24 protein-coding genes are annotated in these 24339 nt (G+C 49.2%); 15 read left to right on the top strand and 9 right to left on the bottom strand.

The window, feature by feature from the left end; genetic code table 11:
- Positions 1-248: 248 nt before the first annotated feature.
- From KNP80_RS13785 to dnaA, 7 genes are all read right to left on the bottom strand, one after another.
- Positions 249-1238, bottom strand: coding sequence for an HD-GYP domain-containing protein (locus KNP80_RS13785; RefSeq protein ID WP_214718825.1), 990 nt, complete (start codon positions 1236-1238; stop codon positions 249-251).
- A 62-nt stretch (positions 1239-1300) separates the two neighbouring features.
- Positions 1301-3871 carry a DNA gyrase subunit A gene (gene gyrA, locus KNP80_RS13780; RefSeq protein ID WP_214718823.1) on the bottom strand — a complete coding sequence of 857 codons (2571 nt, stop codon included), beginning with the start codon at positions 3869-3871 and terminating at the stop codon, positions 1301-1303.
- Between the two features lie 22 nt (positions 3872-3893).
- Positions 3894-5822 (bottom strand): DNA topoisomerase (ATP-hydrolyzing) subunit B, encoded by a 1929-nt coding sequence (gene gyrB / locus KNP80_RS13775; RefSeq protein ID WP_021067843.1) that lies wholly within the window; start codon positions 5820-5822, stop codon positions 3894-3896.
- Between the two features lie 54 nt (positions 5823-5876).
- Positions 5877-6995 carry a DNA replication/repair protein RecF gene (gene recF / locus KNP80_RS13770; protein ID WP_021067844.1) on the bottom strand — a complete coding sequence of 373 codons (1119 nt, stop codon included), beginning with the start codon at positions 6993-6995 and terminating at the stop codon, positions 5877-5879.
- A gap of 1 nt (position 6996) precedes the next feature.
- Complete coding sequence (gene yaaA, locus KNP80_RS13765; RefSeq protein ID WP_128123800.1) at positions 6997-7212, bottom strand: S4 domain-containing protein YaaA; 216 nt, start codon at positions 7210-7212, stop codon at positions 6997-6999.
- 135 nt (positions 7213-7347) lie between these two features.
- Entirely contained in the window at positions 7348-8487 is a 1140-nt protein-coding gene (dnaN, locus tag KNP80_RS13760) for a DNA polymerase III subunit beta (RefSeq protein WP_021067846.1), read from the bottom strand.
- Positions 8488-8683: 196 nt separating this feature from the next.
- Positions 8684-10057 carry a chromosomal replication initiator protein DnaA gene (gene dnaA / locus KNP80_RS13755; protein ID WP_214718821.1) on the bottom strand — a complete coding sequence of 458 codons (1374 nt, stop codon included), beginning with the start codon at positions 10055-10057 and terminating at the stop codon, positions 8684-8686.
- Positions 10058-10817: 760 nt separating this feature from the next.
- On the opposite strand from dnaA, the gene rpmH reads away from it, so the two are divergent.
- From rpmH to KNP80_RS13735, 4 genes are all read left to right on the top strand, one after another.
- A complete protein-coding gene (gene rpmH / locus KNP80_RS13750) occupies positions 10818-10952 on the top strand; it encodes a 50S ribosomal protein L34 (RefSeq protein WP_015880216.1) in 135 nt (44 codons plus the stop codon).
- A gap of 167 nt (positions 10953-11119) precedes the next feature.
- A complete protein-coding gene (gene rnpA, locus KNP80_RS13745) occupies positions 11120-11473 on the top strand; it encodes a ribonuclease P protein component (RefSeq protein WP_214718819.1) in 354 nt (117 codons plus the stop codon).
- A 102-nt stretch (positions 11474-11575) separates the two neighbouring features.
- Positions 11576-12436 (top strand): membrane protein insertase YidC, encoded by an 861-nt coding sequence (gene yidC / locus KNP80_RS13740; protein WP_214718816.1) that lies wholly within the window; start codon positions 11576-11578, stop codon positions 12434-12436.
- Positions 12437-12557: 121 nt separating this feature from the next.
- Entirely contained in the window at positions 12558-13100 is a 543-nt protein-coding gene (locus KNP80_RS13735; protein WP_214718815.1) for an HdeD family acid-resistance protein, read from the top strand.
- Positions 13101-13116: 16 nt separating this feature from the next.
- Here KNP80_RS13735 and KNP80_RS13730 read toward each other — a convergent pair whose 3' ends face one another.
- On the bottom strand, positions 13117-13869 hold the full coding sequence (locus KNP80_RS13730) for a nucleotidyltransferase domain-containing protein (protein ID WP_214718813.1): 753 nt from the start codon (positions 13867-13869) through the stop codon (positions 13117-13119).
- A gap of 170 nt (positions 13870-14039) precedes the next feature.
- Between KNP80_RS13730 and mnmE the strand changes: the two genes are divergently transcribed.
- From mnmE to KNP80_RS13705, 5 genes are all read left to right on the top strand, one after another.
- Positions 14040-15419 carry a tRNA uridine-5-carboxymethylaminomethyl(34) synthesis GTPase MnmE gene (mnmE, locus tag KNP80_RS13725; RefSeq protein WP_021067853.1) on the top strand — a complete coding sequence of 460 codons (1380 nt, stop codon included), beginning with the start codon at positions 14040-14042 and terminating at the stop codon, positions 15417-15419.
- Between the two features lie 15 nt (positions 15420-15434).
- Positions 15435-17321, top strand: coding sequence for a tRNA uridine-5-carboxymethylaminomethyl(34) synthesis enzyme MnmG (mnmG, locus tag KNP80_RS13720; RefSeq protein ID WP_214718811.1), 1887 nt, complete (start codon positions 15435-15437; stop codon positions 17319-17321).
- Between the two features lie 4 nt (positions 17322-17325).
- A complete protein-coding gene (gene rsmG, locus KNP80_RS13715; protein WP_214718810.1) occupies positions 17326-18042 on the top strand; it encodes a 16S rRNA (guanine(527)-N(7))-methyltransferase RsmG in 717 nt (238 codons plus the stop codon).
- A gap of 79 nt (positions 18043-18121) precedes the next feature.
- Entirely contained in the window at positions 18122-19000 is an 879-nt protein-coding gene (gene noc / locus KNP80_RS13710) for a nucleoid occlusion protein (protein ID WP_214718808.1), read from the top strand.
- A gap of 49 nt (positions 19001-19049) precedes the next feature.
- On the top strand, positions 19050-19832 hold the full coding sequence (locus KNP80_RS13705; protein WP_029596439.1) for a ParB/RepB/Spo0J family partition protein: 783 nt from the start codon (positions 19050-19052) through the stop codon (positions 19830-19832).
- Here KNP80_RS13705 and yyaC read toward each other — a convergent pair.
- Positions 19805-20431, bottom strand: a complete 627-nt coding sequence (gene yyaC / locus KNP80_RS13700; RefSeq protein ID WP_021067858.1) for a spore protease YyaC — start codon at positions 20429-20431, stop codon at positions 19805-19807. The genes KNP80_RS13705 and yyaC overlap by 28 nt on opposite strands.
- 169 nt (positions 20432-20600) lie before the next feature.
- Between yyaC and KNP80_RS13695 the strand changes: the two genes are divergently transcribed.
- From KNP80_RS13695 to rpsR, 6 genes are all read left to right on the top strand, one after another.
- Positions 20601-21539, top strand: a complete 939-nt coding sequence (locus KNP80_RS13695; RefSeq protein WP_021067859.1) for a mechanosensitive ion channel family protein — start codon at positions 20601-20603, stop codon at positions 21537-21539.
- Entirely contained in the window at positions 21529-21732 is a 204-nt protein-coding gene (locus tag KNP80_RS13690) for a DUF951 domain-containing protein (protein WP_016509068.1), read from the top strand. The genes KNP80_RS13695 and KNP80_RS13690 overlap by 11 nt, the downstream gene beginning before the upstream one ends.
- Before the next feature lie 152 nt (positions 21733-21884).
- Positions 21885-22985, top strand: a complete 1101-nt coding sequence (gene ychF, locus KNP80_RS13685) for a redox-regulated ATPase YchF (protein ID WP_214718806.1) — start codon at positions 21885-21887, stop codon at positions 22983-22985.
- A 130-nt stretch (positions 22986-23115) separates the two neighbouring features.
- Positions 23116-23403: a 30S ribosomal protein S6 gene (rpsF, locus tag KNP80_RS13680; RefSeq protein ID WP_021067861.1), complete on the top strand. Its 288-nt coding sequence runs from the start codon at positions 23116-23118 to the stop codon at positions 23401-23403.
- Positions 23404-23440: 37 nt separating this feature from the next.
- Positions 23441-23950, top strand: coding sequence for a single-stranded DNA-binding protein (gene ssb, locus KNP80_RS13675; protein ID WP_024371077.1), 510 nt, complete (start codon positions 23441-23443; stop codon positions 23948-23950).
- Positions 23951-23990: 40 nt separating this feature from the next.
- A complete protein-coding gene (gene rpsR / locus KNP80_RS13670; protein ID WP_015880232.1) occupies positions 23991-24221 on the top strand; it encodes a 30S ribosomal protein S18 in 231 nt (76 codons plus the stop codon).
- Positions 24222-24339 lie beyond the last annotated feature (118 nt).

Below are 24339 nucleotides of genomic sequence, written 5' to 3'. Positions count from 1 at the left end.
AGCCAGGATCAAACTCTCCAAAGAATTTGATATAGCTCTTTAAAAATGACGAAGCTTGCGCTTCATTCAAACATTGTAAAACTTTTTTGCCTCATCGTTCAGTTTTCAAAGTTCGTCTGCCGCTCTTAGCGACTCATTTATAATAGCACCTGCATTCTCTTTCGTCAACTATAAAAATAAAATATTTTAAAAGAATAAAAAAGCAGTGTGCTCCTTCTTTGCACTATATAGAAGGAACACACTTTCTATTATTGAAATGCGATGATTCGCACTTCGTCTAAACGAGTTAAATCATACGTTTCTTGCGTCGGTTCTGATACGACAATCGGTTGTTCGACACTCGGTGTATAATGATGAATCTTCCCACGAACCCCACTACTCAACAAAACGGTTCGACCCACTTCATAAAAGCCGAGTAACGTAGCTAACAGTGTGAGCGCCTCTCCATCGTACGCTTCATTTTGCCACATATAGAAGTAAGCTTCTTCCGGAGTGAGTGCAGCTCGAAATGTTCGCGGTGCCGTCAACTGACAAAAACGATCTGCCACGATAAATAGAGGAGAGGCCGGATGAAGCGCTCGCTCTTCGAGACGGTTTGGGAAGCCCGATCCATCGAGCCGCTCATGATGCTCTGCCACTAATTTACCGACACGCTGTCGCAATGTCTGATCTTCAGGTAACATCGCCATCGATACGAGTGGATGTTGATACAAGAGCTCACGTTCCATTTTTGTAAAATAGCGCATATGTGACCATTTGCGAATTTTAGCGTAACTGGTATCAGCGAAATAAGAAGCGATTCCATAGTCAAACTGAAGCCGATGTTCGTCCCCCCGATATTTCGATAACGTTTTTGCGACGAGCGCCCGATAAATCGCATGATGAATCACATGATTTTTACGTAACGGTTGGTTCGTGAAAAACGTGACGATTGCTGATAGTGGGTAGTCTTGGCGAAATAACTGATGAATAAATTCAAGAGCCTCATATGGGTTCGGTGATATCCGTTCTTCCCATTGATTATAGTGACGTTCATACTGAAGAATTTTTTCGCATAAGTCGCGTTCTTCCTCATGTGTAAAGGGACGGCGTTCTACCGGAGCGACTTCAATCGCCTCAACTTTCAAAAAGCGGAGCAAACGTAAATGTTCGTTCGTCAGTCTAATCCCTGCCTCTAATGAAGAAACAGATGTTAAGAGCGTCATACCTACGTGCACGTTTGAAATAGCGAGTCGCATGGTTATCCCTCCTAATCGTATGAAAACAGGTCGAACGGAAGCTCCGCTCGACCTGTTTCGCCTTATTCGGTCACTTCAGACGATAGGTCGGTTTCTGGTGCTTCACCATCAAATCCATTCTCCATCTCATCTGCTGATTCCTCTTGTAGCTCATCTTTTTTCAATTTGGCAATTGTAGCCAAACGATCGCCGTCTTCGATGTTCATCACTTTCACACCGCGCGTACTGCGACCCATTTGCGAAATCGTCTGTGAATCGATTCGAATGGCGACACCGAGCTCGGTCATGAGCATGATATCGTCGTCCTCATCCACGACTCGCATACCGACGACGGTACCGCGGTCAGTCTTGATTCCGATAATTCCAGAACCACCTCGACCTTGTGTGCGGAATTGCTCCATCGGCGTTCGTTTGCCATAGCCTTTTTCCGTGATAATCAATACGTCTTGCGTCGGGCGTACGATTTCCATCGAAACGACTTGATCGTCATCCTTCTTCAGACGAATCGCACGGACACCTCGGGCGGTACGGCCCATCGACCGTACTTCACTCGCAAGCGGGAAGCGAATCGACATCCCTTCACGCGTCACAATTAACATTTCGTCATCGCTCTTCGCAAGACGGACAGTAACCAATTCGTCCGTATCATTCAAGCTAATGGCACGAAGTCCGTTTTTATTGATGCGGGCGTAAGCCGAGAGCGGTGAACGTTTGACGAGTCCTTGCTTCGTGATAAACACGAGCGACAACTGCTCGTCTGCCACTTCAGCTTCCGAATCTTCACTTCCATCCTCAACGATGGCTTTGTCTGCCAAGTAGCTATTGAAGTCGACCGGAATCATCGTCTCGACTTTTTCGCCTTTATCGACTTGTAGCAAGTTAATAATCGGCATCCCTTTCGCAGTCCGGCTCATCTCTGGGATTTCATACCCTTTCAAGCGGAAGACGCGACCGAAGTTCGTGAAGAATAGGATCGTATCATGCGTCGAAGCTGACAAGAGACGTAATACGAAGTCCTCGTCATTCGTACCCATCCCTTGCTTGCCTCGTCCGCCTCTGCGTTGTGTACGATACGAGTCGCTTGGGATTGATTTGATATAACCTTCGCTCGTGAGCGTGATCATCATGTCGCGAACTGGAATCAAGTCTTCATCTTCAAGCTCGATGATATCCGTACGGATGACTGTCCGACGTGCATCGCCGTAACGCTCTTTGATTTCTGTCAACTCGTTGCGAATGATTTGAAGCAAGAGTTCTTCGTCGCCTAAGATGGCACGCAACTCTTCAATCAAGGCGCGAATCTCGCGATACTCGCCTTCGATTTTCTCACGCTCAAGTCCAGTCAAACGTTGAAGACGCATATCGAGAATCGCTTGCGTCTGCTCGGTCGATAACCCGAAACGGGCAATCAATTTCTCACGGGCCTCGTCACCGGTCCGCGTGCTGCGGATGATGGCGATGACTTCATCCAAGTGATCGAGGGCAACGCGCAATCCTTCGAGGATATGTGCACGGGCCTCGGCCTTGTCAAGATCGAACTGCGTCCGACGACGGACGACTTCTTTTTGGTGCTCGATGTAGTAATAAATCGCTTGCTTCAAGTTTAGCGTCTTCGGTCGTCCCCCAACGAGGGCGAGCATGTTGACCCCAAACGTCGTTTGCATTGGCGTTTGTTTATACAAGTTGTTCAAAATGACACTGGCATTCGCATCGCGGCGTACTTCAATGACGACACGCATCCCGTTACGATCCGACTCGTCGCGAAGATCAGTGATGCCTTCGATTTTCTTGTCGCGTACCAAATCGGCAATCTTTTCGACGAGGCGTGCTTTGTTCACTTGATATGGGATTTCATGAACGAGAATCCGTTCACGACCATTTTTCAACACTTCGATTTCAGCTTTGGCCCGCATCGTGATTGATCCACGACCAGTCTCATAGGCGCGGCGAATTCCGCTACGTCCTAAAATTTCGCCGGCTGTCGGGAAGTCAGGCCCCGGGATATGCTGCATCAACTCGGAGATGGTGATATCCGGGTTATGCGTCAACGCAAGAACACCGTCAATGACTTCGTTCAAGTTATGCGGCGGTACGTTCGTGGCCATCCCGACCGCGATTCCGCTCGTCCCGTTGACCAAGAAGTTCGGGAACCGGGCTGGCATGACGACCGGTTCTTTCTCTTCTCCGTCAAAGTTCGGTTGGTAATCAATCGTGTTTTTGCCGATATCACGGACGAGTTCCATCGCGATTTTCGACATACGTGCTTCTGTATAACGCATCGCTGCGGCAGAGTCTCCATCGACCGATCCGAAGTTTCCGTGACCATCGACGAGTTCATAACGATAACTGAAATCTTGCGCCATCCGAACCATCGTCTCGTAAACGGCAGAGTCACCGTGCGGGTGATACTTACCGATAACGTCACCGACCACACGGGCCGATTTTTTATGGGGCTTGTCAGCACGAATTCCAAGTTCGTTCATCGCATATAGGATACGACGGTGAACCGGTTTCAGACCGTCGCGTACGTCTGGGAGGGCACGTGACACGATAACGCTCATCGCATAGTCCATGAACGAGGTGCGCATCTCTTGGCTAATATTTATATCCTTGATATTTTCTTGTTCTGCCATTCGTTATTGCCTACCCTTCTTTTTAAATATCGAGGTTTTTCACGTAATGCGCATGTGATTGGATGAAATCACGTCGCGGCTCGACATTGTCACCCATGAGCGTCTCAAAGATCTCATCCGCCTCAATGGCGTCTTGAAGGTCGACACGAAGCATCGAGCGTGTCTCTGGATTCATCGTCGTGCTCCACAGCTGTTCAGGGTCCATCTCACCTAGACCTTTGTAACGCTGTACGCTGTAACGAGCATTCTCCGGAAGCTGTTTAATCGCTTCTTGCAATTCACGGTCGTTCTGCACGTAAGTAACGTCTTTCCCGTGCTTCAAGCCGTAAAGTGGTGGTTGCGCGATATAGACATACCCGCTCTCGACGAGCGGACGCATGTAGCGATAGAAGAACGTCAAGAGCAGTGTACGAATGTGGGCTCCATCGACGTCGGCATCGGTCATGATAATTAACTTATGATAACGAGCCTTCCCGAGATCGAACTCTTCCGCAATCCCTGTCCCGAGCGCTGTAATAATCGTACGTACTTCTTGGTTGGCTAAAATCTTATCAAGTCTCGCTTTTTCGACGTTGATGATTTTACCTCGGATTGGCAAAATCGCTTGGAAGTGACGATCGCGACCTGATTTCGCTGAACCGCCGGCCGAGTCACCCTCAACGATGTACAGTTCAGACTTCGATGCATCTTTCGATGAACAGTCGGCTAGTTTCCCAGGCAATGAACTGACTTCAAGGATCCCTTTACGGCGTGTCATCTCACGAGCACGTTTCGCTGCGAGACGGGCACGGGCCGCCATTAAGCCTTTGTCGACGATCAATCGACCGACAGATGGATTTTCAAGCAAGAATTGCTCGAACGTGTCTGTGAAGAGCGAGTCTGTGGCTGTACGTGCATCTGCGTTACCAAGTTTCGTCTTCGTCTGCCCTTCGAACTGTGGTGACGGGTGTTTGACCGAGACAATCGCCGTCAATCCTTCACGTACGTCATCCCCTGACAAGCTACCATCAGCCTCTTTCATGAGACCGAAGCGTTTTGCATAGTCGTTGATTGAACGTGTGAGCGCCGTTTTAAATCCAGTCTCGTGCGTTCCGCCCTCATGGGTCGGAATATTGTTCGTGAATGAATAGATGTTGCTCGCAAATCCTTCGTTGTACTGAAGCGCAATCTCGACTTCAATTCCATCCTTCGTGCCATGTACGTAGACAGGCTCGTCGTGGATTGAGGCTTTCGAGCGGTTCAAATGTTCAACGTATGACTTGATTCCACCCTCGTAGTGATAATTGCGTTCAATCGTCTCATCGCTGCGCTCGTCTTTGGCGACGATGCGGAGTCCTTTATTCAGGAAGGCAAGTTCGCGCAAACGTGTGGCGAGTAAATCAAAGTCATATTCGAGCGTCTCTTCGAAGATATCCCCATCCGGGAAGAAACGGACAGTTGTACCAGTCGTATCGGTCGTACCGACGATTTCAAGTTCGCCTTGTGGGACACCGCGTTTGAATGACTGATAGTAGACGTTGCCGTTACGACGGACGAACACTTCAAGCTTCGTCGACAACGCGTTGACGACCGAGGCACCGACACCGTGCAGACCGCCTGAAACTTTGTATCCGCCGCCGCCAAACTTACCTCCGGCGTGAAGGACGGTGAAGATGACTTCGACGGCAGGACGGCCCGTTTTCTTTTGAACATCGACTGGAATCCCGCGTCCGTTATCTTCGACAACAATCGAGTTGCCTGGTTCTACTGTCATCGTGATCGTGTCACAGTGTCCGGCGAGCGCTTCATCAATCGAGTTGTCGACGATTTCCCATACCAAGTGGTGGAGTCCTCGTGAGCTCGTTGAACCGATATACATCCCCGGGCGTTTACGAACGGCTTCTAACCCTTCAAGCACTTGAATCTGATCAGCACCATAATCTTGCATTTGTTTTTCGTTTTCGTTACTCATCGGTTTTGTTCACCTACTATACATGAATTGGTGTTCATATGGATTGGTCTTACGTTATACAGATTCCGTTTCAACTTCGCCTTGTTTCACGTGAAACACCTTCGCTTGTTGAATCGTTTCGTGAGCGATGCCATCAATGTTGGTCGTCGTGATAATGGTTTGGACTTTTTGGCCCATCGTGTCGAGCAGATGGGTTTGGCGATGGTCGTCTAATTCAGATAACACGTCATCTAACAAAAGCAATGGATATTCTCCGACCTCTTCGTGGATCAGTTCAATCTCCGCTAACTTTAAAGACAAAGCCGCTGTACGTTGCTGGCCTTGTGAACCGAACGTTTGGACGTTGCGATTGTTGACATACAATTCAAAGTCATCTCGATGCGGACCAAATAACGTCACGCCTCGTCTTCGTTCGTTCTCTCTTATTTTATCAAACTTTTGTCGATACGTTTCAAACATCGCCTCTTTTGGGTAACGTTCTTTTTGGAATGTATCCGATACGTATTGAATCGTCAGTGTCTCCAAGTCACGTGTGATGCCGGAATGGATGGGTCCCGCCCATTTTTCAAGCTGATCGATAAAATGATGACGTCGCGAAACGATTTTCACGGCAAGCTCAATCATTTGATCGGTGAGCACCTCTAGTAGCGTCTCATCCCCGCCTTTGATGGACAGTTGCTTCAACAAGGCGTTCCGTTGCTTCAGTGTCTTCAAATACTGATTCAATTCATGTAAATAGACAGGACTCACTTGCCCGATTTCCATATCTAAAAACCGTCGTCGTCCTTGCGGGCTACCTTTGACGATGGCAAGGTCTTCGGGTGCGAACAGCACGACGTTAAAAGCGCCGACATAATCGCTGAGGCGGCGTTGTTCGAGGTGGTTCAATTTCGCTTTCTTCCCTTTCGGTGAAAACGTGAGCGACTGGACCGTCTCCCCGGTCCGTTTATGAATCCGTCCCTCGACCATCGCTGCATCCGCCTCCCAGCCGATCAGTTCACGGTCTTGCGTCGTCCGATGTGACTTTGCGAGCGCAAGTACGTAAATCGATTCGAGCAGATTCGTTTTCCCTTGGGCATTCTCACCAATGAGAACGTTCGTCTGTTCTGAAAAATCTAGCTCGAGGGTTTCGTAGTTGCGGTAGTTTTGCAATCGGATCGACTTTAAATGCACGTTAGTTACCCTCGATTTGGAAGTCTCCGAAACCTTCGACCTCAATCGTGTCCCCATCGCGTAGTTTGCGTCCGCGACGTTGATCAATCTCACCGTTCACTTTCACTTGAATGTCCTCTAAGAAGAACTTCGCTTGGCCTCCGCTTGAAATGATATCAGCCAACTTCAAAAATTGTCCGAGCGTTACATACTCGGTTGTAATCGACACTTTTTTCATGTCGTCACTTCCTTTCTTTCATACTTAGTACAAAAAATCGCCATACTTATTAGTTTATCGAAAAACGTCGAATAAGGCAAAAATGGGGATGACAAGGTGAAACACCTCATCATCCCCGAATCTGCTCAGTCTGACTTAAGACGTGCGGACTGGCAAGATCAACTGTAGGACGCTATCTTGCTCGACCGGACGCAAGATGAACGGACGCATCGAACCCGTGAACTGGATTTCGATTTCTGAAGCATCAAGCGCACGAAGCGCATCCATGACAAATTTCGAGTTGAATGAAATTTTTAACTCTTCTCCTTCAAGCGACAGGATGCTGACGCGCTCTGACACTTTCCCGACTTCTGGAGAATGAGAGGAGACTTCGACCGTCGTCGCTTCTTCAGCGACAAACTTGATGACGTTATTGCGATCAGCGCGTGCAAGCAATGACGCACGATCGATAGCTTGGAGGAAGTCCTTCGCGTTCATGCGGACCGCTGTCCGGTATTCTTCCGGAATCAAGCGTGATGTATCTGGGTATGCCCCGTCGAGTAGACGTGAGAAGAACGAGATGTTTTTCAAGCGGAACAAGATTTGTTGGTCCGTCAACACGATTTCGACTGGCAACTCTTCCCGATCAAGCAATTTTGCGAGTTCGTTCAATGAGCGACCCGGAACGACGACATTTTGGAACGTCAAATCGTTGTCTGTCTCAAACCGTGCCCGGCGAAGTGCTAGACGGTGGCTATCCGTGGCGACACACGTCAAGAATCCTTTTTCGGCAGAGAAGTTGACCCCTGTCAACACAGGACGTGTCTCTTGTCCGGAAACAGCGAAGCTCGTTTGACGGATAATCGTCTTCAATAAATCGGCCGGTAAGTAGAAACGACGCTCGCTTGATAGTTCAGGCAGGCGCGGGTATTCATCTGGATCGAGTCCGTTCAAATGGAACTCGGCCTGTCCCGATTCGATTCGTGTCATGAAGTTCGGAGACACTTCAAGTGTCACTTCATTCGTCGGCAACTTTTTAACGATTTCACCGAGGAAACGTGCATTGAGCACGACGCTACCTGCTCGTTGAATTTGAATGAGTTCGATTCCGCCTTCTTCAATCGGGATTAAGCGTTCGATTGAAATTTCCGTATCGCTACCTGTGAGCGTCAACCCATCGGCATGGGCTTCAAGCTTTAATCCTGTGAGGATTGGAATCGTCGTTCGGGAAGCAACAGCTTTTGATACATCTTGTACGGCTTGCATGAATACATCTCGCTGAATCGTTAAATGCATGTGGATAATTCCTCCTAAGTGAACTGAGTCATATAGTTAATAATAATAGTATTATTTAAGTCATAATAGTAATAAGGGCTGTGGATACTGGGGATAAGTCACTTCAACCACTGGTATTGAGCTATTCTGCCTGTGAATAACTTGTGGATAACTATGTGGGTTTATCCACAGGATATCCACAACGAAATCGAAGTGTTTATGACAATGCTTTCTTTAACGTCTGAATCGTCTCTTGCATCTCCGGATCGTGCTTGAGCAATGTACTAATTTTCTCATGAGCGTGAATCACTGTCGTGTGATCGCGTCCACCGAACTCTTCCCCGATTTTAGGAAGCGAGCTTTCCGTCATCTCACGTGATAAATACATCGCGATTTGACGTGGGAATGCGAGCGTCTTCGTTCGTTTCTTCGCCTTCAGTTCCTCAACTTCAATATTAAAATGACGGCCCACGATTTCTTGAATGTCCCGAATGACAATTTTCTTCGCTTCTTGGACCGGCATGATGTTGTGCAACGCTTCAGCAGCGACATCCGGGTCAATCGGACGACCGACGAGCTTGGCGTAGGCCACGACGCGCGTCAACGCCCCTTCGAGTTCACGAATGTTCGTATCGATTTGATTGGCGATATACAGCATGACGTCGTTCGCAATATCAAGCCCTTCTGCCGTCGCTTTCTTGCGTAAGATGGCAATCCGCGTTTCAAGGTCAGGCGGTGTGATGTCAGTGATAAGACCCCATTCGAACCGCGAACGAAGACGATCTTCAAGCGTCGGAATCTCTTTAGGAGGTCGGTCACTCGAAATCACAATCTGTTTCTGATCGTTATGAAGCGCATTGAACGTGTGGAAAAACTCTTCCTGTGTCTGTTCTTTCCCGGCTAGGAACTGAATGTCATCAATCAAGAGGACATCGATGTTCCGATAGCGGTTGCGGAATTCTTCTGTCTTATTGTCACGAATCGAGTTGATGAACTCATTCGTGAACTTTTCAGATGATACGTAAGCGATTCGTGCGCCAGGCTTCTGCCCTTTCACGTAATGACCAATCGCATGCATCAAATGCGTCTTGCCGAGCCCGACTCCTCCATAAATGAAGAGCGGATTATAGGCGCGCGCCGGTGCTTCTGCGACAGCGAGCGAGGCAGCGTGAGCAAATCGGTTCCCCGACCCGATGACAAACGTCTCAAAAATGTACTTGTCATTCAGCTGTCCGAGGTTCCCTTCCTCTTTTGGTAGTACTGGAAGCGGCTGTTCTTTCATTTCTGTGGCAGCAATCGTCTCTTTCGATCCATCCGCAGGTGCATACTTGTGTGCTTGTGATTCCTCGATAAAATGAATCTCAAGCTTGTTGTTCGTTACTTCTTCAATTGTATCTTGTAACAATGACAAGTACTGACGCTCAAGCCAAGTCACAATGAAACTGGCTGGCGCGGACACGACGAGTGTCGTCCCCATCAACGAAATTCCTTCTGTTGATTTCAACCACATATCAAAGCTGGCTTTTGGTGTTCGTTCCTCTTCCTCAATCAGAGATAAAACATTTCTCCAAATCTCGCGAGCATTCTTCAATGAAAGACCTCCTTTACTCACATGTTGGCGAAACTTATTCACACGATATACACATACACTATTCTATAGTAGATAATAGGGTTATCCCCAGAGAACAAAAACTGTGGATAAAGTTATCCACATGGTGTTAGTGTTGGGGATAACAGTTATCCACAGCCTGTGTATATCTTGGAATTGCTAAAAGTTCATCCACAAGTTTGTGCACATTCAGTTTATCAAAATAAAATAGACGTGGCAACGGTTTTTGATATTTATCCACAGACTGCAAAAAGAATCCACAGGTAGTTATCCACATGCTGTGTATGGTGTGGATATGTTGTGGATAATTAGAAGTAAGGTAAGATAGAGATAGAAAAGTTATACACAAAAGAGGAAGAAGGAATTGTGGAGAATATTTTTTCAAGAGAAGAAAATGAAAAATTAAAAAATGGAATCATAAAATTGTTGAAAGAAGAGGAGTTATTCACATATAAGTGTGGATAACTATCGGGATATGTGGATAAAATGGCTTTAGACAGCTATTTGTAAAAAAGTTACTGGCGGATTGTTAATTCTCTATTTGATTCATTGCTTCCGTTTCTTCTAAATCATGCCATCCTGAGGTGATCGTCCCTTCCCTCTCCGAAGGATTTCATCCTAATTGAAAACCTGGCGAAAACTCATTGACAATCTAGACAACAGTTTATATAATCTTAAAGACTGCCTTAAATGAAACTATAACTTGCTAATAGAGCGTTAACCTTGAGGAGGTGCTTTAACAATGAAACCAACTTTCAATCCTAACAACCGTAAGCGTAAGAAAGTCCACGGATTCCGTGCACGCATGGCGACTAAAAACGGCCGCAACATTCTTGCAGCTCGCCGTCGTAAAGGCCGCAAAGCCTTGACTGTCTAATACAGATCATGAGATTGCCCGAGGAATCCTCCTTGGGCAATCTTTTTTTATATCGTCACAGAACTCACACAAACGGACGGAAAAAGCTGATTCACTCTCGTTGAAATGAATGGGATATGGTATGATGTTAGTTGACGATTTTTGAAGCGAAGGATGGAGTGAGAATTTTGAAAAAAGAATACCGCCTGCAAAAGAATGAAGAGTTCCAAGCGGTGTTTCGTGAAGGACGCTCCGTGGCCAATCGTCAGTTTGTCGTCTACACGCAAAAAGCGAATCAAGCGCACTTCCGGGTCGGACTTTCGGTCAGCAAAAAGCTGGGAAATGCCGTGGAACGGAACCGGATGAAACGATTGATGCGTGAATCGCTTCGCTTGCTCGAACCGAACGTGGCTCCGCACAATTATGTCATCATTGCGCGCAAACCAGCGACGTCGCTTACGCAAGATGAAGTGACGGAAAGCTTGAAACACGCATTCAAACGGGCTAAAGTTTGGAAGCAGAGACAAGTCGATCGATCATAACAATCCGAGCTCGTTCTTTCATATATAACGCGAACTAATTAGGATTGACCGATAGACGTGTGATGAAACAAAAGAATCGATAAAGAAAGCGTAGGGGGAACTATGAGCAAAAAGCTAAAATTAGGATTGTTGGCTGTCATGACCGGCGTCATCATGTTGATGGCTGGCTGTGTCGACCCATCGACGATCCAAGGAGAGCCGATTACGGCTGAGACGGAAGGCTTCTGGTCGCAATACTTTGTTTGGCCACTAGCATGGTTGTTGAAAGAAGCGGCTTACTTAATTGGTGGGACGTGGCAGTACGGTTACTCGATCATCGTCGCGACGATTATCGTCCGCCTCTTGATTTTACCGCTTATGATCAAGCAGACGAAGAGTATGGGTGCGATGCAAGTCTTGCAGCCAGAGATGCTCAAGCTGCGTGAGAAGTACAGCTCGAAAGACCAAGAGACGCAACGTAAACTGCAAGAAGAAATGATGAAAATGTATCAAGAGTACCAAATCAACCCGCTCGCGGGCTGTTTGCCAATCTTGATCCAAATGCCGATTTTGTTCGCGTTCTATGATGCGATCCGTCGGACACCTGAAATCTTTGAAGCACAGTTCCTCTGGTTCGACCTCGGGGCACCAGATCCAACGTTCATCTTGCCGATTCTGGCAGCGATTTTGACGTATGCACAGCAAAAAATCTCAATGGCGGGCCAAGAACAAAACCCACAATTGAAAATGATGCTCTACATCTTCCCAGTGATGATCTTCGTCATGTCGATCACGCTTCCAGCCGCCCTTTCGATGTACTGGGTCGTCGGTTACATCATCTCGATTATCGTGACGATGGCAATCATGCTCCCGATGCGTGAGAAGATGAAAGTTCAAGCTGAAGCGAAAATCGCGGCGAAAGAAGCAGAACGTGCCGTACTCGCAGAAGAAGAAAAAAAGGCAAAAAAGAAAAAACGTAAATAAACTCTAAGGCTGTGGATAACCAATCCACAGCCTTTTTTGTCGTTCGGGATAGATTAACCCGAAATCCGGGAATAAACAAAGCAGTGGTCGAAATCGTCGAATCAGAAAGGGGGTCTTTCATATGGAGACGCTCATCAAACGGTTGGAACGGTCGACGTTCATTCAAGCGGCGCTTTACGTGGTAATCGGGTTACTCATCATCTTGTATCCACGCATCTTTTTTGATGCGATCGTCTATTTGGTCGCGGCTTACTTTGCCATCATCGGTCTCGTCGCCATCGTTCAAGGGTTGCGGCACAAACGAAACGGACTCCCAGCCGGTTTCTTTATGGGAATCATCTATTTATTGATCGCTTTAATCGTCTTTTTCTTCGCTGAAACGTTGGCAAGTCTGCTCCCGATTTTTATCGGCGCCTTATTCTTGTTTGGTGGCATAATCCGGTTGATTCAAGCCGTCGGATTTCGCCGGACCATCGCCAATCGGTGGATGTACTTCATGCTGAGCAGTCTATTGTGGATTGGGATTGGCCTACTCATGTTGGCGAATCCGTTTGACAGCCTGCTCGTCTTGTTCCAATTGTTCGGCGGTTTTCTCATCGCCGTCGGCGTGATCGAATGGATGCTCTATTTCACGCTCCGTTCCTCGAGACGCCAGCAAGCATAAACGAAAGCCGCTCACATTAGGAGCGGCTTTTTTCACGGATGACGAGCCGATCGAAAAACGGACGAATCACTTCGAACGCAACGGTCGTCTCGAAGAAGGGACGCTCGGCTTCGAGACGGGAGATATACCATCGAGCGGCTGTCGCATGATGGTCGGGTGTCAACGCTTCATAAAAGGTCCGGATTTCAATCCGCTGCCGGGCGGCCACGTCTTTCAACCCGAGTGCGGCCCGTTCGGGTTCGTAGTGAGCGGCGAGTGTATAGGCGAAATGACTCATGCCTTGCCGAAGCATCTCGACGGCCCAGACATCGTTGCCGCGGTCACGGGCTTTCGTATATTGGAAAAAGAACCAAATCGCATCAAACACGTGTCCGCTTAAGTCTTCATTCGACAAGGTGAGCGAACTCGAGTGATGTTGCAGTCGGTGTTCCGGATCATACAGCACCGTAATTGTGTCTTGATGGTTCAACGTGTCCGCTGTCACCGTGAAGAAATCGAGATGCAAGAAATCATCATAGACGACAATCAGTTGCGGGGCTACGATATCGATTTCATCCTCGAGCAGAATCGGGCGATATGTGGCCAGATGGTCGCGGCGGCGCGCCAAGAACTCGTTCATGTTTTCAGGGGCGACCATGACGTACAAGTCGACGTCAGAATGTTCGTCCGCTTCATCACGCCCGAACGATCCTTTCAAGAAAATGGCCTGCACGCCCCCATCGGAGATGAGGCTGTTAGTCAATGTGGCGATGGCATCTTGCTGTCGCATTTCATCACGTCCTCCATGGAAATATATTCCTTTATTGTACTAAAGTAATTCCTTAAAATGCAACCGTGGCTCGAGAGGTCGGACGCTTTCGTTCGAGACAAATATCGTGTATAGTAGGTGCGTTATGCATAAGATAGAGGAAGTAGTAAGAAGTATGGGAGGGAAAGATGATGCTAGAGTTTGACACGATTACGGCGATTTCGACGCCGATGGGTGAAGGGGCAATCGGAATCGTCCGCTTGTCCGGTGACCGCGCCGTCGAGACGGTGGGCCGTGTTTTTTCGGGAAAAGATTTGACGAAAGTGGAGTCACATACGATCCATTACGGAAAATTGAAACGTCCTGGCACGGACGAGGTCGTCGATGAAGTCATGGTGAGCATCATGCGCGCACCGAAGACGTTCACGCGAGAAGACGTCGTCGAAATCAATTGCCACGGAGGAATCGTCGCGGTCAATCGTGTCCTCGAACTGATTCTTGAACAACCGGACATCCGCTTGGCAGAACCGGGCGAGTTCACGAAACGCGCCTTTTTGAATGGACGAATCGATTTGTCGCAAGCCGAGGCCGTCATGGATTTGATTCGTGCCAAAACGGATCGGGCCATGAACGTTGCCATGTCTCAGATGGAAGGACGTTTGTCACGGCTCGTCCGCGAGTTGCGTCAACTGTTGCTTGAGACGATTGCGGCGGTCGAGGTCAATATCGACTATCCGGAATACGACGCCGAAGAGATGACCCAGGCCATTGTCGAAGACAAGGCGGGCGAAGTGAAACGCGTGCTCGAGCAGTTGCTTGAGACGGCGCGACAAGGAAAAATTTTACGAGAGGGGCTCGCGACAGCGATTATCGGTCGGCCGAACGTCGGCAAATCTTCGCTCATGAACACGCTCGTACAAGAGACGAAAGCGATCGTCACGGAAATCGCCGGAACGACGCGCGATACGATTGAAGAGTATGTGAACGTCAAAGGCGTTCCGCTCAAATTGATTGATACGGCAGGGATTCGGGAGACGGAAGATATCGTAGAGCGGATTGGTGTCGAGAAATCGCGCAAGGCGCTCGCGGGCGCTGACTTGATTTTGCTCGTCTTGAACGGGCATGAAGGTCTGACTGTCGAGGATGAGGCCTTATTTGAGGCGATTGCTGGTATGAATGCGATCATCATCATCAATAAGACGGACTTGCCACAAAGTATGGATTCTTCTAAGCTGGAGAAACTAGCGGCAGGTCGCCCGATCGTGGCGACGTCTCTCTTATTAGAAGAGGGAATCGACGCATTGGAAAAGGCGATCTCGAACTTGTTCTTCGCTAAAGGCGTCGAATCACAGGATATGACATATATCTCGAACGCACGACACATTCAGCTCATCAAACGGACGATCGAACAAATCGATGAGGCGCTCGGAAGCGCCGCCATGAATTTGCCGATTGATATGGTCCAAATCGATTTACGGCGGGCGTGGGATACGCTCGGCGAAATCAACGGGGACACCGTTCAAGAAAGTTTGATTGATCAACTCTTTTCACAGTTTTGTCTTGGGAAATAATAAGGAGGAACAACTATGGCTTACACGGCAGGCGAGTTTGATGTCATCGTCATCGGAGCCGGTCATGCGGGAATCGAGGCCGCACTGGCTTCGGCGCGCATGGGCGCGAAAACGGCGATGCTCACGATGAATCCGGATATGGTCGGATTCATGTACTGCAACCCATCGATCGGTGGTCCCGCGAAAGGGATTGTCGTTCGCGAAATCGATGCCCTTGGCGGCGAAATGGCGAAGGCGATTGATGCGACGTACATTCAAATGAAGATGCTCAACACATCAAAAGGTCCAGCAGTGCGCGCATTACGGGCGCAAGCGGACAAATTCCAATACCAAAATCATATGAAGAAAGTGCTTGAAGACGAACCGAACCTATTGCTTCGTCAAGCGCTCGTCGAACGACTTCTCATCGAAGACGGAAAAGTCGCCGGCGTCGTCACGAATACTGGTTCGGAGTACCGCTCGAAAGCGGTCATCGTCACGACCGGTACGTTTATGCGCGGTCAAATTATCATCGGCGAATTGTCGTATGAGAGCGGTCCGAACAACCAGATGCCTTCGGTCGAATTGTCGAAGCATTTAGAAGAGCTCGGGCTCGAACTCGTTCGTTTCAAAACGGGGACACCGCCACGCATCGACGGCAAGACGATCGATTACTCGAAGACGGAGATTCAACCAGGGGACGACAATCCGTCGCTCTTCTCCTACACATCGAAAGACCTTGACCCGATTGAGCAAATCCCGTGCTGGCTCACCTACACGAGCGAGCGGACACACCAATTGATTGATGAGAACTTGCATCGTTCGCCGATGTACTCAGGTGCCATCAAAGGGACGGGCCCGCGTTACTGCCCATCGATTGAAGATAAAGTCGTCCGGTTCAACGATAAACCGCGTCACCAAATCTTCCTCGAGCCAGAAGGTCGCGACACGGAAGAAATTTACGTGCAAGGCTTCTCGACGAGTATGCCGGAAGACGTTCAGCATCAAATGCTCCGGACGATTCCGGGGCTTGAGAACTCAGAGATGATGCGCCCTGGATACGCGATTGAGTACGATGCAGTCGTACCGACGCAACTTTGGCCGACACTCGAGACGAAGACGGTTGGCGGATTGTTCACGGCAGGTCAAATCAATGGGACGAGCGGCTATGAAGAAGCGGCCGGACAAGGCATCATGGCCGGAATCAACGCCGCATGCCAAGTGCTCGGCAAAGAGCCGGTCATCTTGGACCGCTCACAGGCGTATATCGGTGTCTTGATTGACGACCTTGTGACGAAAGGGACGAACGAGCCTTATCGTTTGCTCACATCACGTGCCGAATATCGGTTGCTTTTGCGTCACGACAATGCGGACCTTCGTTTGAGCGACATCGGTCACGAGGTCGGTTTATTGTCACCAGAGCGTCATGCCCACCTTGAAGATAAACGAGTCGCGATCGCGGCAGAAGTGAAGCGTCTCAACGGACTCGTCATCAAACCGTCCGCTGACGTGAACGATGTGCTCGAAGAAGTCGGTGCGAATCCGCTCAAAGAAGCGACGCATGCCAACATCCTCTTGAAGCGTCCTGAAGTGACGTATGCGACGCTCATGCGCATTGCACCGGCTCCGATCGAAGTGCCGTTCGAAGTGGCGGAGCAAGTCGAGATTCAAGTGAAATACGAAGGCTACATCTCGAAGCAGCTCGAGCAAGTCGAGAAGATGCGTCGGATGGAAGAAAAACGGATTCCAGAGAAACTCGATTACGATGCAATCGGTGGTCTTGCGACGGAAGCGAAACAAAAACTAAAACAAGTTCGTCCGCTCTCGATTGGACAAGCGTCACGTATTTCCGGGGTAAACCCGGCGGACGTCTCGATCCTTCTTGTCTATATCGAGCAAGGACAATACGCGACAGTGGAGTGAAACGATGAACCAATCCCAATTTATTGAGGCGTTGCAGGCAGAAGGATTTGAATTGAGCGAGAAGCAACTCGCTCAATTTGAACGCTATTTCGAGATGCTCGTCGAGTGGAATGAAAAAATGAATTTGACGGCGATCACGGACAAGGAAGAAGTGTATTTGAAGCATTTCTATGATTCGCTCAGCGCGTCGTTCCATTTCGATTTCACAAACGTCGAAACCGTATGTGACGTTGGTGCCGGGGCTGGATTCCCGAGTTTGCCGCTCAAAATTCTATTCCCGCACCTTCACGTGACGATTATCGACTCGCTTAACAAGCGAATCACGTTCTTGAACGAACTCGCGCTCGCGCTCGGGTTAGAAGGTGTCGCGTTCCATCATGGACGCGCCGAAGAGTTTGGAAAAAATAAAAAATTTCGTGAGCAATTTGATGTCGTAACCGCCCGTGCGGTTGCCCGGATGACGGTGCTCGCCGAGTACTGTTTACCGCTCGCAAAAGTCGGCGGAACGTTCGTAGCGCTCAAAGCGGCGAAAGTTTCCGACGAGCTGGTCGACGCGAAAAACGCCTTGGCCGTGCTCGGTGGGAAAGTAAAAACGACACACCAGTTCCTATTGCCAGGAGAGATGAGTGAGCGTAATATCGTAATTGTAGATAAATTACGAAAAACGCCTGGGAAATATCCACGTAAAGCGGGTACCCCGGCGAAAGAGCCGCTAATCTGAGTAATCGTGTTTCACGTGAAACTAAAAGCAGATTCCGGTAGTGGAATCTGCTTATTTTTTACATAGAGGGGTGCCGACGTTGAAGAAAACATTTGCTAAACTGTTCGGAAGTCGTCCAGAAGTGGCGGTTACAGAAATCGCAGAGGTCAAACCGAATGATGCGGTTCAAGAAATCGCGTTATCGTTGCTTCTCCCGAACCGTTATCAACCGCGTAAAGTATTCGAGCCGGCTAAAATTGAAGAATTGGCCGTTACGATTGACGAGCATGGTCTCTTGCAACCGATCGTCGTTCGGAAAGCAGAAGAGGGGCGCTACGAGATTATCGCAGGGGAACGCCGCTTCCGCGCTGTCAAATCGCTTGGATGGTCTGTCATTCCGGCCATCGTTCGGGACATGGATGACGATACGACTGCCGCTTTAGCCTTGATTGAGAATTTGCAGCGGGAACAGCTCAGTCCGATTGAGGAAGCGGAGGCATACGGCCGTCTACTCGCCATGAAAGGTCTGACGCAAGACGCGCTCGCGAAGAGTCTCGGGAAGAGCCAGTCGACGATTGCCAATAAACTACGCCTGTTGAAATTGCCGAACGACGTCAAGCAATGTTTGCGTGACCGCCAAATCAATGAACGTCACGCTCGGGCGCTCTTGCCGCTAAAAGAGGAAGGTCTGCAGCTCCAAGTGCTCATGGAGATTTTAGAACAGGACTTTAACGTCAAAGAGACGGAAGAACGCGTCGCCTTCTTGACGACACCGATTGAAGAAGAGAAGCGGAAACCGAAAAAGCAGCGCCGTCGGACGAAAAGTTTCGCCAGAGATACGCGAATCGCCCTCAATACAATCCGGGACTCGGTCAGTTTGATCGGGAAGTCCGGGATTGAAGTCCAGACCGAGGAAGTCGAAGAAGACGAATTTGTTGAAATTCGGATTCGAATCCCGAAAGCACGGCCACAAAAGTGAGCCTGTGCTTTTTTTATAGCTATCAGTCAGCAGGAATGGAGGAATCATGATGGAACGGTTACCGATTAAACACATTCGTCCCAACCCGAACCAGCCCCGCAAGCAGTTCGAACCAGAAAAGCTAGACGAACTCCGACAGTCGATTGAGCGTTACGGCGTGTTACAACCGATCGTCGTCCGCAAAGCGAGCGGGTTTTATGAAATCATCGCCGGAGAGCGCCGGTTCCAAGCCGCGCAATTGGCCGGCAAGACGGATATCCCGGCATTGATTGTCACGGCCGACTCGGATCGCGTCATGGAACTCGCCTTGATTGAGAACATTCAACGTGCCGACTTGAACGCGATTGAAGAAGCGCTCGCCTACGAACAGTTGATGCAGACGCTCGGATTGACCCAGCAACAGCTCGCCGAACGCGTCGGTAAGAGTCGGAGCCACGTGACGAACAGCCTGAGACTGCTCCGGTTGCCGAGCGCGGTCCAGCATGCGGTCATGGTCGGCGAGCTGACCATGGGCCACGCCCGGGCGATTACGGGCATGAAATCAGTGCAGGCGATGGAACAAATCGCCCGTCGCGTCATCGCCGAGCAATGGACGGTCCGCCGACTCGAGCGCTATTTACAAAAAGAGCGCATTGAAAAAAAGACGCTCAAACGCTCGGACGCCGACGTGGAAGCCGTCGAGGCGGTGCTAGCGGAACGTCTTCAAATGGATGTATCGATTCGCCCGCGTCGAAAAGGGGGCGTCCTCGAGCTGAAGTATTTCTCGCAAGACGATTTGGAACATCTATTGACGTTGTTATCGCCTCAAGATTTCGATTCGTCACGAGACTGACGAAGTCGGGTGATGGCCGCCTCTTCTTGATGAAGCCGCCCGATGCGTGAGTCGAACTCGACGAACCCGTCGGTGATGAAACGGGCCAGCTCATAGACGAGGTGGAGGCGCGTGTTTTGCAAAATCATCATTTCCATGAAGCCACTTACGTTGACGACCGCTTTGATGTTGTATTCGCCGACCGAAGGGAGTTCTTTTTGAACACCGGCACCTGGGGCGAGCGGTCCTTCTGAGAAGAAGATATAACCGACACTCGACAAGCGACCGAGGCAAGCGTCGATGGCGATGATGAGGGGGCGATGGAACCGTGTCTGAATCTCATGGAGCGTCTCGACAAGGTTCAGCGCATGGACCGGTTTTGTCAACGTGCCGTACACATGGATATTGCGGACAAAGCGCTCCTCAAGGAACGTGCCGACGAGCGGTCCGAGCGAGTCACCGGTGGAACGGTCGGAGCCGATACAAACGAGGACGATCGGACGATGCGTCTCCTTTGCCAACTGATCATGCAGTTGATCGGCAAAGAGCTTGGATCCACTCCGTTCGGTATGTTCGATGAAGAAAGAGTATGGTTTATGAGGTTTTAGGCGAAACGGCATGAATCTCATCCTCTCTTCTAAGCTGCCTGCGTCTAGTTGCAATTGCGGAATGAAACCGTATTATCCCATTCCCGGAACACCGAAACTTATAACGTCCGGATGTAGGGTTTGAGAAAAGTCGTTAATTATGGTTTGATGGGTTAGAATCTATAACGCTAGAGGTGACAACATGGCTTCACAAAATACAGATACAAACTTAAGCACGGTAGCCGACGAAACGATGGATAGTGTCAATCGGTTCGTCGCCTATTTCCAAGACACGGAGATGTGGATCGGTCTCGGTATCAAATTGACCGGTGTCGCACTCATCATCTTGGCACTTTATGTGGCGTCACGCATTTTGACGTCGATGGTCCAACGCGTGTTCGCACTGCGTAAAATTAAAGAGCACGATATTGTGACGCAACGGCAAAATGAGACGTTATCAAAATTGGCCCAAAACACGATTCGCTATGTGCTCGGCCTGATCATGATTTTGACGGTGCTCGGGCAGTTTGGCGTCAATATCGCCGGTTTAATTGCATCGGCCGGGGTCGCCGGTCTGGCCATCTCGTTCGGTGCGCAAAACTTGGTGAAGGACGTCATCACAGGTGCGTTCATCATCTTTGAGAACCAGTATAAGAACGGGGATTACGTCAATTTAAATCAACAAGTCGACGGCACCGTCATCGAAGTCGGGATTCGGACGACGAAGTTGAAAGGGTTGAACGGACAAGTGACGATCATCCCGAACGGACAAATCATGCAAGTGACGAACTACTCACTCGAGAACAGCGTCGCAGTCGTCGATATCGGTGTCGCGTATGAAGAAGACATGGCTAAAGTTGAGAAGGCGTTGAAAGAAATCGCCCATACGGTTGAGGAGAAGTATCACGACTTGTTCATCGAACCAATTACGCTCGCCGGGGTCCAGTCGCTCGGACCGTCGGAAGTCGTCTATCGTCTCATGGCCGAAGTTCCACCGACACAACACTTCGCGGCCGGTCGGATTTTGCATAAAGAGTTGAAAGCCGGACTAGATGAGCGCGGAATCGAAATCCCGTATCCGCGTACTGTCATGATGCCGCCAACCACAACGACTAAAGGAGCGCCGGAAAATGCAGGCTAAATCGTATGAATTGAACGATTTTGTAGAAATGAAGAAACCGCATGCGTGTCAGACGAACCGCTGGCAGGTGACTCGGGTCGGAATGGATATTCGCATCAAGTGTCAAGGATGCGGGGCGAGCGTGCTCATGCCGCGTCGCGACTTTGATAAGCGATTGAAAAAAGTGCTTAAACAAGAGAACGCCGCTGAATAAGTGGCGTTTTTCTCTATGTTACAACCGTGAGTTGCGGTTTAATCGAGGACTAACTATAATTGTGAAGGATGTGACGGTGTGGTGTACTGAACGTACCCACTCCACAGACGGATCAACATTTCCCGGGAAAGCCGGATGAGGAGGACATACAAGTGGGATTAACAGCAGGAATCGTCGGATTACCGAACGTTGGGAAATCGACATTATTTAACGCCATCACGCAAGCCGGTGTAGAAGCAGCCAACTATCCGTTCGCGACTATCGACCCGAACGTAGGGGTCGTCGAAGTACCGGACGCGCGTCTCGATCGGTTGACAGAACTCGTCAAACCAAAGAAGACTGTACCGACCGCATTTGAGTTTACAGATATCGCCGGAATCGTGAAAGGTGCGTCAAAAGGAGAAGGGCTCGGAAACAAATTCCTCGCCAACATCCGTGAAGTCGACGCGATTTGCCAAGTTGTCCGTTGCTTTGAAGACGACAACATCACGCACGTGGCAGGAAAAGTCTCACCGATTGATGACATCACGACCATCAACCTCGAATTGATTTTGGCCGACCTCGAGTTGGTCGAGAAACGCATCACGCGTGTCCAAAAAATGGTCAAGTCGAAAGATAAGGGTGCCCCTCAAGAACTCGAGGCGCTTGAAATCGTTCAAGCCGTCCTTGAATCGGAGCGCCCGGCGCGCGTCGCTGAATTGACGGATGATCAACTCGCCATCGTCAAACACTTCCAATTGCTCACGATGAAGCCGATGCTTTACGTCGCGAACGTCAGTGAAGACGAAGTAGCGGATGCCGACCAAAACCCATACGTCCAAGCCGTCCGTGAACACGCGGCGACAGAAGAGGCGAAAGTAATCGTCATCTGTGCCCGTATCGAAGAAGAAATCTCAGAGCTCGAACCAGAAGAACGCCTTGAGTTCTTGCAAGACCTCGGAATCGAAGAGTCAGGTCTCGATCAATTGATTCGTGCCGCTTACTCGACGCTCGGTCTCGCGACTTACTTCACGGCCGGTGAGAAAGAAGTACGCGCCTGGACGTTTAAGCAAGGCATGAAGGCCCCACAATGTGCGGGCGTCATCCACTCGGACTTCGAGCGTGGATTCATCCGGGCAGAAGTCGTCTCGTATGAAGACTTGTCAGCTGCCGGCAATATGACAACGGTCAAAGAACAAGGGAAACTTCGCTCAGAAGGAAAAGAATATGTCTTCCAAGATGGCGACGTCGTCACGTTCCGTTTCAACGTTTAAGCCATTTTACGGAAACGTATTGTAAAACGAACAGAAGTTTGATAGTATATTATGACGTGAGTAAAACATTTGTTTGCTCCTTGCTCCTACAACCGGTAGGAGCCGTTAGTCCAAGAGGAGGTGAAAGATAATGCGTAAATACGAACTTCTTTACATTATCCGTCCATCAGTTGATGAGGAAGCTAAGAAAGCTTTAATCGAACGCTTCAACAACGTCATCACTGAAAACGGTGGTACTGTTGATAAAACAACAGACATGGGTAAACGTCGTCTCGCTTACGAAATCAACAAGATGCGCGAAGGACACTACGTTCTTCTCAACATCACTGCTGAGCCTAAAGCGATTCAAGAAACAGAGCGTCTCATGAAGATCTCTGATGACGTTGTCCGTCAAATGACAACTAAAGACGAGCGTTAATTCTTAACGCTTCATATTGCGAAAGGGGAGCTTTGAGATGATTAACCGAGTTGTGTTAGTTGGTCGATTGACACGCGATCCAGAAATGCGTTATACGCAGAGCGGGATTGCCGTAACTCGCTTCACTCTCGCTTGCGATCGTCCATTCACTGGACAAGATGGGAAGCGCGAGGCGGACTTTATTGATTGTGTCGTTTGGCGCAAACAAGCAGAGAACGTAGCACAATATTTGAAAAAAGGCAGCATGGCCGGCGTAGACGGTCGCCTTCAAATCAGTAGTTACGAAGGTCAAGATGGCCAACGTCGTTACCGGGCAGAAGTCGTAGCCGATAGCGTACGCTTCCTTGAACCACGCGGTGCTTCAACGCAACGTGATACAGCACCGGCTGGAGATGTCTTCGGTGGTGGTGAGTCAAGTGGATCAGGATGGGGCGCAGCCGCTTCTTCGACTTCATCTCAGTCCTCGAACTCAAACAAAGGTTTTGAAGCTGACCCGTTCTCGGGTGGCGGAAAAATCGACTTATCGGATGACGATCTACCATTTTGATCGCGTCGATTCGAAACTAAACTAAAAAGGAGGTCTTCACATGGCACGTCGTCCAGGAGGTCGTCGTCGTCGTAAAGTATGTTTCTTTACGTCGAACAACATCACTCATATCGATTATAAAGACGTAGAATTGCTCAAACGCTTCGTTTCGGAGCGTGGTAAAATTCTTCCACGTCGTGTGACTGGTACTTCAGCGAAATACCAACGTCCACTTACTGTCGCTATCAAGCGCTCACGTCAAATGGCTTTGCTTCCATACGTTGCAGAGTAATTTTTGACACACGGCTTATCCCTCGGGATAGGTCGTTTTTTGTTTTCCGAGCCGATGTAGGAGTGTAAGTGAAACGGACGGATATGGTATGATAGAGCAGAAACCATTTAGATATCAT

The sequence above is a fragment of the Exiguobacterium sp. E4787 genome (assembly GCF_018618375.1).
GTDB classification, from domain to species: domain Bacteria; phylum Bacillota; class Bacilli; order Exiguobacteriales; family Exiguobacteriaceae; genus Exiguobacterium; species Exiguobacterium chiriqhucha.
This window is presented reverse-complemented; position numbering and strand designations above follow the sequence as displayed.